At 68.3% G+C, this 13,352-nt stretch carries 13 protein-coding genes; 8 read left to right on the top strand and 5 right to left on the bottom strand.

The window, feature by feature from the left end:
- The first annotated feature begins 53 nt into the window (after positions 1 to 53).
- The gene (locus ACFOPO_RS02505; protein WP_386700509.1) at positions 54 to 1,559 is read left to right on the top strand and encodes an AlkA N-terminal domain-containing protein; all 1,506 of its coding nucleotides are present in this window, start codon (positions 54 to 56) and stop codon (positions 1,557 to 1,559) included.
- Positions 1,556 to 2,059 (top strand): methylated-DNA--[protein]-cysteine S-methyltransferase, encoded by a 504-nt coding sequence (locus ACFOPO_RS02500; protein WP_386700507.1) that lies wholly within the window; start codon positions 1,556 to 1,558, stop codon positions 2,057 to 2,059. The genes ACFOPO_RS02505 and ACFOPO_RS02500 overlap by 4 nt, the downstream gene beginning before the upstream one ends.
- 10 nt (positions 2,060 to 2,069) lie before the next feature.
- On the opposite strand, the gene ACFOPO_RS02495 is transcribed toward ACFOPO_RS02500, so the two are convergent.
- Complete coding sequence (locus ACFOPO_RS02495; RefSeq protein WP_386700505.1) at positions 2,070 to 3,416, bottom strand: formimidoylglutamate deiminase; 1,347 nt, start codon at positions 3,414 to 3,416, stop codon at positions 2,070 to 2,072.
- A gap of 29 nt (positions 3,417 to 3,445) precedes the next feature.
- Between ACFOPO_RS02495 and hutI the strand changes: the two genes are divergently transcribed.
- Together hutI and ACFOPO_RS02485 are read left to right on the top strand one after the other, a co-directional pair.
- Positions 3,446 to 4,672: an imidazolonepropionase gene (gene hutI, locus ACFOPO_RS02490; protein WP_386700502.1), complete on the top strand. Its 1,227-nt coding sequence runs from the start codon at positions 3,446 to 3,448 to the stop codon at positions 4,670 to 4,672.
- Positions 4,673 to 4,713: 41 nt separating this feature from the next.
- The gene (locus tag ACFOPO_RS02485) at positions 4,714 to 5,916 is read left to right on the top strand and encodes a dipeptidase (protein ID WP_386700500.1); all 1,203 of its coding nucleotides are present in this window, start codon (positions 4,714 to 4,716) and stop codon (positions 5,914 to 5,916) included.
- Between the two features lie 110 nt (positions 5,917 to 6,026).
- Here ACFOPO_RS02485 and ACFOPO_RS02480 read toward each other — a convergent pair whose 3' ends face one another.
- Entirely contained in the window at positions 6,027 to 6,221 is a 195-nt protein-coding gene (locus ACFOPO_RS02480; protein WP_241918729.1) for a 30S ribosomal protein THX, read from the bottom strand.
- Between the two features lie 141 nt (positions 6,222 to 6,362).
- Positions 6,363 to 6,773 (bottom strand): MerC domain-containing protein, encoded by a 411-nt coding sequence (locus ACFOPO_RS02475; RefSeq protein WP_386700498.1) that lies wholly within the window; start codon positions 6,771 to 6,773, stop codon positions 6,363 to 6,365.
- 80 nt (positions 6,774 to 6,853) lie between these two features.
- Here ACFOPO_RS02475 and ACFOPO_RS02470 point away from each other — a divergent pair, with 80 nt between their 5' ends.
- The 4 genes from ACFOPO_RS02470 (at position 6,854) to ACFOPO_RS02455 (ending at position 11,289) form a co-directional block, all read left to right on the top strand.
- Positions 6,854 to 9,022, top strand: coding sequence for a TonB-dependent receptor (locus tag ACFOPO_RS02470; protein WP_386700496.1), 2,169 nt, complete (start codon positions 6,854 to 6,856; stop codon positions 9,020 to 9,022).
- Between the two features lie 97 nt (positions 9,023 to 9,119).
- Positions 9,120 to 9,563 (top strand): MarR family winged helix-turn-helix transcriptional regulator, encoded by a 444-nt coding sequence (locus tag ACFOPO_RS02465; protein WP_386700494.1) that lies wholly within the window; start codon positions 9,120 to 9,122, stop codon positions 9,561 to 9,563.
- A complete protein-coding gene (locus tag ACFOPO_RS02460) occupies positions 9,560 to 10,786 on the top strand; it encodes an MFS transporter (RefSeq protein ID WP_386700492.1) in 1,227 nt (408 codons plus the stop codon). The genes ACFOPO_RS02465 and ACFOPO_RS02460 overlap by 4 nt, the downstream gene beginning before the upstream one ends.
- A gap of 209 nt (positions 10,787 to 10,995) precedes the next feature.
- On the top strand, positions 10,996 to 11,289 hold the full coding sequence (locus tag ACFOPO_RS02455; protein ID WP_386700490.1) for a hypothetical protein: 294 nt from the start codon (positions 10,996 to 10,998) through the stop codon (positions 11,287 to 11,289).
- A 31-nt stretch (positions 11,290 to 11,320) separates the two neighbouring features.
- Here the strand turns inward: ACFOPO_RS02455 and ACFOPO_RS02450 are convergent, their stop codons facing one another.
- Both ACFOPO_RS02450 and gltX read right to left on the bottom strand, forming a co-directional pair.
- Positions 11,321 to 11,821: a transcriptional repressor gene (locus tag ACFOPO_RS02450; RefSeq protein ID WP_386701251.1), complete on the bottom strand. Its 501-nt coding sequence runs from the start codon at positions 11,819 to 11,821 to the stop codon at positions 11,321 to 11,323.
- A 19-nt stretch (positions 11,822 to 11,840) separates the two neighbouring features.
- Complete coding sequence (gene gltX / locus ACFOPO_RS02445; protein WP_386700488.1) at positions 11,841 to 13,247, bottom strand: glutamate--tRNA ligase; 1,407 nt, start codon at positions 13,245 to 13,247, stop codon at positions 11,841 to 11,843.
- Positions 13,248 to 13,352: the final 105 nt, after the last annotated feature.

Here is a 13,352-nt window from a genome sequence, read left to right as displayed (position 1 = left end):
TCCATGTCCGAATCCGGCCAGTCCGAGCCCATCCACGGTGCTAGCCTGCACCCATGCCGACCCCTTCCCCCAGCCACTCCGACATCCTGCCCGCCTGGCAGGTCTGCGAGCAGGCGCGCAAGAGTCGCGACCCTCGCTTCGACGGCCTGTTCTTCACCGCGGTGCCGAGCACGCGCATCTACTGCCGTCCGGTCTGCCCCGCGCCGATGGCGAAGACGGTCACGTATTACCGCCATGCCGCGGCCGCCGAAGCCGCCGGCTTCCGTCCGTGCCTGCGTTGCCGACCCGAGCTGTCGCCCGATGACGGCAGCTGGCGGCGTGGCGATGCCGCGGTGGCACGCGCGCTCAAACTCATCGACGACGGCGCTTTGGCGGAACAGCCACTGTCCGCGCTGGCCGAACGCGTGGGACTGGGCGAACGGCAACTGCGCCGGCTCTTCGTCGAACGTGTCGGCGTGGCGCCGATCGGCGTGCACGGCACCCGTCGCCTGTTGTTCGCCAAGCAGCTGCTGACAGAGACCACGCTGCCCATCACCGAGGTCGCGCTGGCATCGGGATTCGGCAGCCTGCGCCGTTTCAACGATGCATTCCGCGCGGCCTACCGCATGGCGCCGCGTGACTTGCGCAAGCAGCGCGAACACGTGCGCCACGACAACAACCAGCCGCTGACGCTGCGACTGGGGTATCGCCCACCCTACGACTTCGAGGCAATGCTCGACTTCCTCCGCGGCCGCGCCCTGCCCGGCGTCGAGGTCGTCGACGTGCACAGTTACTCGCGCGTGATCGGTCCGATCGAGCAGGCCGGGTGGCTGCGCGTGAGCGCATGGCCCGGTGGTGAGCATGCGCTGAAGCTGGAGTTGTCCGGCCCGGCAACGACGCGACTGCTGGAGATCGTGCAACGCCTGCGCCGCATGTTCGATCTGGATGCCGATCCGCAGGCGATCGCCGCGGCACTGTCGAGTGACGCCAGGCTCGCACCGCTGCTGGCGAAGCGCCCCGGATTGCGCCTGCCCAGCGGCTGGGACGGATTCGAGATCGCCGTGCGCGCGATCATCGGCCAACAGGTCTCCGTCGCCGCGGCACGCACCGTCGCCGCGCGCCTGGCGCAGCGATTCGGCCAGCCCTTGCCGCAAGCGTTCGCACCCGGCCTGGAGCATCTGTTCCCGACGCCGCAGGCACTGGCCGATGCCGACCTGGGCGCAAGCGGCATGACCCGTGCGCGTGCCGAAACGGTACGCACCGTCGCACGCGCATTGCTCGACGACCGCGTCGATTTCCGCGCCGAGCGCACGCTCGACGATTTCGCGTCGCGTTGGGTGGCCCTGCCCGGGATCGGACCGTGGACCGCGCAGTACATCGCCCTGCGCGCACTAGGCCACCCCGACGCGTTCCCCGCCGAAGACCTGGTCCTGCAGCGCGCGGTTCCCGCCGACGGATCCCGCCTGACTGCGAAGGCACTGACAGCGGCGTCGCAGGCGTGGCGACCCTGGCGCGGCTACGCGGTCATCCACCTGTGGCGCGACACGATGACCGCGCCACTGCCGGCCAAGACACCGTGATCGTGCACACCACCATCGACAGCCCGGTCGGCCCGCTCCTGCTGGCAGCGAGCGATGGCGGCATGCACCTGATCGAGTTCCACACCCCGCGCCACCCGATGCGACGCGATGCCGGTTGGCACGAAGGCGACAACGCGCTGCTGCGCATGGCACGGCGGCAACTGGAGGAATACTTCGCCGGCGAGCGCCGCCAGTTCGAATTGCCGTTGGCGCCGCAAGGCACGGCCTTCCAGTGCGAGGTCTGGCACACGCTGGCGGCGATCCCCTACGGCGAAACCATCAGCTACGCGCAACTGGCGCAGCAGGTGGGCAAGCCGAGCGCGGTGCGTGCCGTGGGCGCGGCCAACGGCCGCAACCCGTTGCCGCTGGTCCTGCCGTGCCACCGCGTGATCGGCAGCGATGGCAGCCTGACCGGATTCGGCGGCGGCCTGCCGACCAAACAGTTCCTGCTGCAGATGGAAGGCGCCCTGCCCGCCAGCACCGACCTGTTCGGCGCTTAAACCACTTGCCTCAGGCCATCAGCTGCGACATCGCCGCACGGTAGCGGGCGGCGATCGCATCGCGCTGCACATGGTGCCCGCCGGCCACCACGCGTCGTCCACCGACATGCACGTCGCGCACAAGGTTGCGGTTGCCGCTGAAGATCCAGCGGTCGATCGCATCGGCCGCCGACAAGCCGAACAACGGCGGCGCATCGGTGTCGAGCACCACCGCATCGGCGAGCTCGCCGACGGCAAGGCGGCCGATCGCATGCCCGGTCGACTGGCGAGCACTGGCCGAAACGTCCTGCAGCAGCGTCTCGCCGACACTGGGCGAGGTCGCCCGCACGGCAATGTTGCGATGGCGCGTGATCAGGCGCTGGCCGTACTCGAGCCAGCGCAACTCTTCCACCGGCGACACCGAGATGTGCGAGTCCGAACCGATGCCCCAGCGTCCGCCGGCGGCGAGATAGTCGCGCAGCGGAAACAGGCCGTCGCCGAGGTTGGCCTCGGTGGTCGGGCAGATCGCCACCGTGGCGCCGCTGCGAGCGATGCCCTGCACTTCGGCCGCGGTCAGGTGGGTGGCGTGGACGAGGGTCCAGCGCTGGTCGACCGCGGCGTTGTCGAGCAACCACTCGACCGGCCGCGCATTGCGGATCGCCAGGCAGTCCTGCACTTCGCCGACCTGTTCGGCGATGTGGATGTGCACGGGCATCGCCGGCGGCAATGCGGCCAGCACCGCCTTCATCGCATCGGCCGGCACTGCGCGCAGGCTGTGCAGTGCGCAGCCGATGTGCAGGTCCGGCGCGGCCTCTTCGCACAGCGTGTCGATCAGTTGCAGGTAGGCATCGAGGTCGTGGCCGAAGCGGCGCTGGCGCTCGCCCAGCGGGCGACCGTCGAAGCCGCCGGTCATGTACAGCACCGGCAGCAGCGTCAGGCGGATGCCGGTTTCGCGCGCGGCAGCGATCAGCGCGCGCGACATGGCCGCCGGGTCGTCGTACGGGCGGCCGTCCGGCGCGTGGTGCAGGTAGTGGAACTCGCAGACGGTGGTGTAGCCCGCTTCCAGCATCTCGGCGTAGAGCTGCGCGGCGACGGCCTGCAACAGCTCCGGGCTGAAGCGTGCGGCGAACCGGTACATGGTCTCGCGCCAGGTCCAGAACGAGTCCTCCGGGTTGGTCTGGCGCTCGGCCAGGCCGGCCATCGCCCGCTGGAACGCATGCGAGTGCAGGTTGGCGATGCCGGGCACGATCCAGCTGGCGCTGGCGGTCGGTTCGGCGGCGTCGACTGCGACTATCCGGCCCTGGTCGTCGATGTCGAATCCGGCATCGGCCTGCCAGCCATCCGGGGTCCACAGCATCGCGGCGTCGAGTGTCTTCATGGCGTGGATTGTCGCCTAGAATCGCTGGCATGACCGCAAGCACCCCACCGGCCTGGGACGGCATCGTCCTCGGCGTTTCCCTGGCCACGCTGGACTCGCCCCAGGGCTATGCCGAAATCGTCGACGGCGCGCTTGCCTGGAAAGACGACCTGCTGACCTTCGTCGGCCCGCGCGCCAACCTGCCCGATGCGCCGCAACGTCTCGCGCGCGAGGTGATCGAAGCCAAGGGCTGGATCACGCCCGGCCTGGTCGACTGCCATACCCACCTGGTGTTCGCCGGCGATCGCGCACGCGAGTTCGAGATGCGGCTGCAGGGTGCCAGCTACGAGGACATCGCCCGCGCCGGCGGCGGCATCCTCTCCACCGTGTCCGCCACCCGCGCCGCCGACGAGAGCGAACTGCTGCGCCAGTCGCTGCCGCGTGCGCACGCGCTGATCACCGACGGCGTGACCACGCTGGAGATCAAGTCCGGCTACGGCCTGGACTTCGAGAACGAGCGCAAGATGCTGCGCGTCGCGCGCCGGCTCGAACAGCTCGGCATCGGCGTGCGCACCACGTACCTTGCTGCACACGCGTTGCCGCCCGAATACGCCGGTCGCAGCGACGACTACATCGATGCGGCGATCGAATGGTTGCCGCGCCTGCACCAGGACGGCCTGGTGGATGCGGTCGATGCGTTCTGTGAGGGCATCGGCTTCAGCCCCGCGCAGACGCGCAAGCTGTTCCAGGCGGCGCGCGCACTCGGCCTGCCGGTCAAGCTGCATGCCGACCAGCTCAGCGACCTCGGCGGTGCCGCGCTGGCGGCATCGTTCGATGGCCTCTCGGCCGACCACGTCGAACACACCAGCCTCGACAGCGTGCGCGCGATGGCCGCCCACGGCACCGTCGCGGTGCTGCTGCCGGGCGCCTTCCATGTGCTGCGCGAAACCCGGCTGCCGCCGCTGGACGCGTTCCGCGAGCACGGCGTGGCGATGGCGGTGGCCACCGACTGCAACCCGGGCACGTCACCGCTGCAATCGCTGCGGCAGGCGATGCAGCTGGCCTGCACGCATTTCCGCCTGACCCCGGAAGAAGCCTTGCGCGGTGCCACCGTCCACGCCGCCCGAGCGCTCGGCCTGCACGATCGCGGCGTGCTGCGCGTTGGCACGCGCGCCGACTTCACCCTGTGGAACATCAACCACCCCGCCGACCTGTGCTATTGGCTCGGTGGTCGCCTGGCGCAGGCGGTCTACGCTGGCGGACACCGCGTCATCTGAACAACACCGATTCCAATCGCTGCTCACCTGGGGATAAAAGCATGCGTCTTCCGTTCGTCTTCGGCCTGACCCTTTCCATCGCCGCCGCGCCCGCACTGGCCGCCAGCAGCGACGCTGCGCACAAGCTGGCGCAGGACGCCATCATCGTCGACACGCACATCGATGCGCCGGGCGAGTTGATGTCGCACTGGGACGACCTGGGAGAGGCGACGCCCAAGAAGGAGTTCGACTATCCGCGCGCGCGCCAGGGCGGGCTCAAGATCGGTTTCATGTCGATCTACACCTCGCCCGACGAGGACGACGCCGGCACGGCCTGGCAGATCGCCAACGCGCAGATCGACGCGGTCGAGGCGATGGTCGGCCGCCATCCGGACAAGTTCGCCAAGCTGACCTCGCCGGCCGACGTGGCGCGCCTGCGCAGCGGCGGCAAGGTGCTGCTGGCGCTGGGCATGGAGAACGGCGCGCCGATCGGCGCCGACCTGTCGCAGCTGGCGGCCTTCCACAAGCGCGGCGTGCGTTACATCACCCTCGCCCACAGCGCCAACAACCGCATCAGCGATTCGTCCTACGCGCTGCAGAAGAAGTGGGGCGGCCTGAGTCCGTTCGGCGAGAAGGTCGTGGCGGAGATGAATCGCCTCGGCATCATGGTGGATGTCTCGCACCTGTCGGACGATTCGATCCGCGATGTGCTGGCCGCGACCGATGTGCCGGTGATCGCCAGCCATTCGGGCATGCGTCACTTCACGCCGGGCTTCGAGCGCAACATCAGCGACGAGCTGGCCAAGGCGGTTGCCGCCGAAGGTGGCGTGGTGCAGCTGGTGTTCGGCACGGGCTTCATCGATGCGAAGGCAGCATCGGATCTGCAGGCATCATTCCAGGCCGAGGCGGACTTCGATCGCGAGAATGCGGCGCTGGTCGCGGCTGGCAAGCCGGCACGCTCGAAGGACGATTTCGAGAAAGCGTGGAAGGATGCGCATCCGATGCCGGTCACGCATATCGAGGCGGTGCTCGACCAGATCGACTATGCGGTCAAGCTGATCGGCATCGACCATGTCGGCATCGGTTCGGACTTCGACGGCGTGAGCGGCAACCTGCCGGTCGAGCTGAAGTCCGTAGCCGATTATCCGAACCTGGTCGCCGGCCTGCAGGCGCGTGGCCACTCGGATGCGGACATCCGCAAGATCCTCGGCGGCAACCTGCTGCGGGTCTGGACGGCGGTGGAAAAGGCCGCGACCGCGCGGTAGTGGTCGTTCCCGCGAAGGCGGGAACCGATGGACGCTGCTTCTCGCTCGTCAGTCCCACAAAAAAGCCCCGCGTCAGCGGGGCTTTTTCGTTCGGAACAGCGCCGGGGCGCTTATTCCTTGGAAGCGGTCTTCTTGGCCGGGGCCTTCTTGACAGCCGGGGCCTTGGCCACGGTCTTGGTCGCCTTCTTGGCGACCGGCGCAGCGGCGTTGCCGGTGGCCTTGGTCACGGTCGAGCTGCTGCGGGCGTTGCCGTAGCTGGAGTTGTAGCGCTTGCCTTTGGCGGTCTTGCGGTCGCCTTTACCCATGGTCGTGCTCCTGGAACTATCGAAAATCCGCACGAAGGGTGCGGCGTTATAAGAATGCGCGGCCGCAAAGTCTATCACGCGGGTGCCGGCATGGGCTCCGGGCCTGGGGTCTCGGCCTGCGCCGGGATGACCCGCTTCAGCTCAATGCATGCACGTAGCGTCGTGTATATGGCCCAGGCGCAGATTCGCCAGATGTCCCAACCCGACCAGCGTGCCGCCGAGAGTCATCGTGATGGCGTGCGGGATCAGGGTTTCATGCAGCGGGCGGTACAGCACGCCCAGCCACAGCAACGCCAGGCCCGGCACCACCAGTGAGAGGGCGCGCAGGCCATGGTGGCGGCGATAGCCCCACAACGTGCTGAAGAGCCCCAGCCCGGTGGCGAAGATGACGAAACCCGCCTCGAAACTGCTGCCCAGCCAGCTCGCGACACCCAGCGACGGCAGCGTCGCGATCAGCACCGGCAGCAGCGCGCAGTGGATCGCGCACAGCAGCGAGCCGAAGGCGCCGAGGCGATCGATCAGGCGGCGGGGGAGGATCTGCGGCATGGGCATGACTTCCGGGGGAGTGCGTGACCGTTGGTTGTTATAATATAACATTCCACGGAACCCGCCACGCCACTTTACCCGAACCCATGCCCAAGCGCTTCTCCCCCCGTCGCCTCCCCCTCGCCCTGGCCCTGGCCATCGCCCTCCCCCTGTCGGCCCAGGCCGCAGACGACCAGGACACCAACCACGACCATCCCACGGACCTGGCCGGCGTCGAGGTCAAGGCAACGCCGCTGGCGGGCACCGCCGAGGACCTAGCGCGGCCGGTGGAGGTGCTGGCGGGCGAGAAGCTGGACGAAATGAAGGCCAATTCGATCGGCGAGACGGTCAGCAAGCTGCCCGGCGTGCAGTCGTCGTACTTCGGCCCGGGCGTCGGCCGGCCGATCGTGCGTGGCTTCGATGGCGCCCGCGTGCAGGTGCTCAGCGACGGCCTGGGCTCCGGCGACGTGTCCACGGTCAGCGTCGACCACGCGGTCAGCGTCGAGCCGTTCCTGGCCGACCAGATCGAAGTGCTCAAGGGCCCGGCCACCCTCCTCTACGGTAGCGGCGCGATCGGCGGCGCGGTGAATGTGGTCGATGGGCGCATCCCCGAAGTCGTCACCGACCAGCCGCTGCAGGGCCGCGCCGAGTTGCGTGGCAACACCGTCAACGATGAGACCACCGGCATGTTCCGCCTCGATGGCACCTCGTCCGGCGGTGGCTTCGTCTTCCACGTCGACGGCCTGCATCGCGAGACCGGCGATTACGACATCCCCGGCTACCCCGAGAGCGCGCAGCGCATGGCCGAGGAAGGCGAAACGCCGGACCCGGCGGAAAAAGGCACGCTGCCCAACAGCTTCGTGCGCACCGACAGCGGCGCGCTGGGCGTGACCTGGATCGGCAGCCGCGGCTTCCTCGGCGTCGGCGCCAGCCTGTTCAACACCCGCTACGGCGTTCCGGGCGCGGCACACGAACACGACGACGGCGCGCCGCCCGCAGAGGACGGAGGCGAGGAAGGCCCGGTCAGCATCTCGATGGACCAGCACCGCTATGAGCTGCGCGGTGGCCTCGACAACCTCGGACCGTTCAAGTCGTTGCGCGCGAAGGTTGCACGCACCGAGTACACCCACACCGAGTTCGAAGGCGAGCAAACCGGCACCATCTTCGAGAACACCAGCACCGAAGGCCGCATCGAACTCGTCCATGAGCCGCTGCTCGGCTGGAACGGCGCGATTGGCCTGCAGTTCGGCCAGCGCGACTTCGAAGCGATCGGCGACGAAGCGTTCGTGCCGCCGTCGAAGTCGAACGACGGTGGCGTGTTCTGGCTCGGCGAGCGCTCGTTCGGCGCCGTGAAGGCCGAGCTGGGCGCACGCGTCGACCGCAACCGCATCGACGTGGACCAGGCCATCGCGATCGGTCCCGACCGCGACTTCGACACCAGCAGCCTCTCGGCCGCGCTGAAGTGGGACATCAACCAGGCCTGGCACCTTTCGTTCGGCCTCGATCGCGCGCAGCGCTCGCCGACCGCGGAAGAGCTGTATTCCAACGGCCTGCACGTCGCCACCTCGAGCATCGAGCTGGGCTCGCCCGAGCTCGACGTCGAAACCGCCAATCGCGCCGAGATCGGACTGCACTGGCACAGCGGCCCGTTCAAGCTCGGCGCCTCGCTCTACCACGTGCGCTACGACGACTTCATCTACCTGGCCGACACCGGCGTCGAAGACGTTGACGGGCCGGTGCGGGTGTGGACCCAGGACAACGCGCGCTTCAACGGCGCCGAGGCCGAGGCCAGCTGGAACTTCGCCGAGAACGACAGCGGCGACTGGGAAATGCGCATCTTCGCCGACATGGTGCGTGGCGAACTCAGCGGCAGCGGCAGCGGCACGCGCGAGCTGAGCTTCGCCGTACCGCACGGCGACCACAGCGACGAGTACACCATCGACCTCGCCCGCGGCGGCAACCTGCCGCGCATCGCGCCGGGCCGCATCGGCGGCGAACTGCGCTGGGAGCGTGGCCCGTGGCGCGCATCGCTCGGCGCGGTGCGCTACGGCAAGCAGGACGACGTGGCCGAATTCGAAAGCACGACGCCTGGCTACACGCTGGTCGACGCGCACGTGGCCTGGCATCGCGACACCAAGGCCGGCAACGCTTGGGAACTGTTCGCCGACGGCAGCAACCTGCTCGACGAGGAAGCACGCGTGCACACGTCCTTCCTCAAGGACGTCGCCCCGCTTCCGGGCCGCGGCGTCGCCTTCGGGGTGCGCGCCTACTTCTGACGCAGGTCGCTACCGCAGCTTCGGAGAACGCCGGCCCCGTGCCGGCGTTTTTCGTTCAGGGATGACGGCGGTCGAATATAGGTGTATATACACGCTTATGGAAAACACCGCCCTCCAGCCCAGCCAATGCACCTGCTTCCGCCTGCGCAAGCTGGCGCGGCTGGTCAGCCAGCGCTACGACCGCGAGCTGGCGCCAGTCGGCATCAACATCAACCAGTACTCGATCCTGCGCCGCGCCGCGGCGACGCCCCGCGCGGTCGGCGACCTGGCGCGCGAGCTCGGCATGGACCGCACCACGCTCAGCCGCGACCTCAAGCCCCTCGCGGCCGCCGGCTGGGTCGAACTCGTCAGCGGCGACGACGCGCGCCAGCGGCTGATCAAGGTCACTGCCAGCGGCAAGCGCCTGCTCGCCCGCGCCCAGCCAGTCTGGCGCCGCGCGCAGGACGCCATCGAAGACAGCATCGGCAGTGATCGCATCGAAGCGCTGAACGCGCGACTCGACGACGCTGCGCATTCGCTCGACGCCGGAGCCAGCGCATGAGCACCGCCACCCACCAGGCGTCGCGCTACTGGCCGCTGGTCCTCGCCGCGACGGCGATGCTGATGATCACCATGGGCGTTCGCCAGTCACTCGGCCTGTTCGTGGCACCGATCGGGCGCAGCACTGGCCTGGGCGTGGCGCAGATCAGCTTCGCCCTCGCCGTCGGACAGTTTGTATGGGGCGCCGTGCAGCCGGTGTTCGGCGCCATCGCCGACCAGCGCGGTCCCGGCCGCGTGCTGGTCTTTGGCGGCCTGCTGCTCGCCACCGGCATGGTGCTTGCACCGGTGCTGGATTCGTCGTGGGGCCTGTTGCTGACCGTGGGCGTGCTGTCGGCCGCCGGCGCCGGTGCAGGCAGCTTCTCGATCCTGATCGGCGCAACCGCACGGCACATGCCCGCCGAGAAGCGCTCGATGGCCGCCGGCGTGATCAATGCCGGCGGATCGTTTGGCCAGTTCCTGTTCGCGCCGCTCGTGCAGGCCGTGATCAGCGCCGCCGGATGGGCCGCGGCAATGTGGACGCTGGCACTGTCGGCGCTGGCGACGTTGCCGCTGGCATGGCCACTGCGCCGGCGTGAAGGCAGTGGGGAAGCGTCGCAGTCACAAGTCGCGACCGGAATGACCCTGCGCCAGCAACTGCGCGTTGCCCTGCGCGACCGCAGCTACTGGCTGCTGCACGTCGGCTTCTTCACCTGCGGCGTGCACATCGCGTTCCTGGTCACGCACCTGCCGGGCGAGATCGCGCTGTGTGGCCTGCCTGCCAGCGTGTCGGCAATTTCGCTGGCGCTGATCGGTCTGTTCAATGTCGCCGGCAGCCTTGGCGCCGGGTGGCTGGGCCAGCGCTACCGGATGAAGCACCTGCTTGCCGCCATGTACGCCAGTCGCGCGGTAATGATCGCGATCTACCTGGTCTCGCCACCGACGCCGCTGACGTTCTTCGTGTTCTCCGCAGGCCTCGGCCTGACCTGGCTCGCCACCGTGCCGCCCACGGCCGGACTGGTCGGCAAGCTCTTCGGTCCACGCTACCTCGGCACGCTGTTCGGCCTGACCCTGCTGTCGCACCAGCTCGGTGGCTTCTTCGGCGCGTGGGTAGGCGGACTGGTGATGGAACGCTTCGGCGACTACAGCTGGATGTGGTTCGCCGACATGGCCTTGGCCGCGGCGGCGGCATTGGCGAACCTTCCGATCCGTGAGAGTCGTCCTGTCTTGCAGGCGGCGGCGGCTTAACTCGACAAACCCGGGTTGCGTCTTGCCGGGAACGGCCCGATCGCACCGTTCGCGCCTTCCCGAAAATCAAGCGAAGTACTTGTACTGAAGCCTCCGACGAATGGACGGCCACTCGGCAGTGGGCCGGCCTAGTCTGGCAACGCGGTGAAGCGAATCCAAACGCCCGCGCCGTGTCTCATATGGGAAATGGAACCCCTGGAGAGATCACCATGAAATTTGTCGCAGCAAGCGTTGTGGCGTTGTGCAGCCTCGCCATCGGAGCGATGCAGGCCGCTTCTGCCACTGATGGCACCATCTACTTCAACGGCGAGATCGTGCTGTCTACGATGGCGCCCGAGGAGTCCACGGCGCCGATTTTCCATTCGATGCCGCAACACTCCATGGTCCGGAAATCGCTGGCACTGGAGGCGGAGTTCGACCTGCTCGACTACTACGCCGAGTACATGGTTGAGCGGGGTGTCGCCCGCACCAGGTTGACCCTGCAGACGTCGGCGTACGATTGACCCGTCGCGGCGGGATGGCTGTCCCGCAGCCTCAGGCCGCCTCTTTGCCCGCGCAGTCGGCGCAGACGCCATGCACTTCCAGCGTCTGCGCCTGGGCGGTGAAACCCAGCGCGCGAGCGCGCGCATCAAGCAGTTCGACGATGCGTTCGTCTTCGAGCTCGGTCGCCGACTGGCAGCGATCACAGATCAGGAACGGCACCGCGTGCTGGGCCGCGCCCGGGTGGTGGCAGCCGACGTAGGCATTGATCGAGGCCAGCTTGTGGATGAAGCCGTGCTCGAGCAGGAAGTCGAGCGCGCGGTACACCGTCGGCGGCGCCGCGGCATCGTGCGTGGCCTTCATCTGGTCGAGCAGTTCGTAGGCCTTGACCGGCCGGCCCGCATCGGCGATCAGTCGCAATGCATGGGCACGGATCGGCGTGAGCCGCAGGCCACGCTGCTCGCACGACCGCTCCACCTCCTGCACGAAGGCGTCGCCGTCGTGGACGTGGTGCTTGGGGTCGGTGCAGGCGTGATCGTGGCTCATCAGCGTCAGTGTCGGCTATGAACCCGATTTAGGCCCCGACCGGCACTTTTGCAAGGGCCGCATCGATGCGGGCGACGGCTTCGCCCTGCCCCGCCAGGTAGACGGTCTGCGAAATGTCCGGGCTGACCTGGGTGCCGGTGATGGCCACGCGCAGCGGCTGGGCGACTTTGCCCATGCCGATGGCGAGTGCCTCCGCGGTCTCGTGCAGGGCCTCCGACACGCTCTCGGCACTCCACTGCCCCAGGGCGGCCAGACGCTCGCGCGCATCGGCCAGCGGCGCGCGCGCGGCCGCGACCAGATGCTTGGCGACCGCGGCATCGTCGTAATGCGTGAGCGGCTGGAACCACACCGCCGCGCGCTCGGCCATTTCCTTGAGCGTCTGCACGCGGTCGCGCAGGGCGATGACGACGTCCTTCGCCGCCGGACCCTTGGCGAGGTCGTAGCCATGCTCGCGCAGGTGCCATTGCAGGTGCTCGCCGACGTCCGCCGGATCATCGGACTTGAGGTACTGCTGGTTGAGCCAGCCAAGCTTCGCCGGGTCAAGGCGCGAGGCCTTGGAATTGACGTCCTTGAGGTCGAACAACTCGGTCATCTGCGCGATCGAGAACACTTCCTGGTCGCCGTGCGACCAGCCCAGGCGCACCAGGTAGTTGAGCAGCGCGTGCGGCAGGTAGCCCATGTCGCGGTACTGCATGACGTCGGCGGCACCGGTGCGCTTGGACAGCTTTGCGCCTTCCGGGTCGAGGATCATCGGCAGGTGGGCGAAATGCGGCACTTCGGCGCCCAGTGCGCGGTAGATGTTGATCTGGCGCGGAGTGTTGTTGACGTGGTCGTCGCCGCGCACGACATCGGTGATGCGCATGTCGAGGTCGTCGACCACCACGGCGAAGTTGTAGGTCGGATAGCCGTCGGAGCGGAAGATCACCAGGTCGTCGAGCTCGCTGTTGGCGATCTCGATGCGACCCTTGACCTTGTCGTCCCACGCGACCACGCCGTCGAGCGGATTCTTGAAGCGGATGACGCGGTTGGGATCGTCGCGATGGCCCGCGTTGCGATCACGGTAGGCGCCGTTGTAGCGCGGCTTGTCGCCGGCGGCCATGGCGGCCTCGCGCATCGCCTCCAGCTCGTCCTTGGTTTCGTACGCGTAGTAGGCGGTGCCGGCCGCGACCATCTGCTCGGCGACCTCGCGGTAGCGGTCCAGCCGCTGGGTCTGGTAGATCGGGCCTTCGTCGTAGCCAAGACCCAGCCAGTCCATCGCCTCCAGGATCGCGTCGATCGCCGCCTGGGTGCTGCGCTCGCGGTCGGTGTCCTCCACGCGCAGGATGAACTGCCCGCCGTGGCGCCGCGCTTCCAGCCAGCAGTACAGCGCGGTGCGAGCGCCGCCGATGTGCAGGTAGCCGGTGGGACTGGGGGCGAAACGGGTACGGCAGCTCATGCGGGGGGACTCGGACGGCGGAAAGCGGGGATTTTACCGGAGTGGGGGCCTGGCCATCGGATCCCGTAACCGTTCGTCCTGAGCGTAGCGCCACAGGCGCGAAGT

Source organism: Lysobacter sp. GCM10012299, from assembly GCF_042649405.1.
Lineage (GTDB): Bacteria > Pseudomonadota > Gammaproteobacteria > Xanthomonadales > Xanthomonadaceae > Lysobacter_J.
Note: the sequence above shows the minus strand (reverse complement) of the source record. Positions and strands in the feature narration are given on the sequence as shown.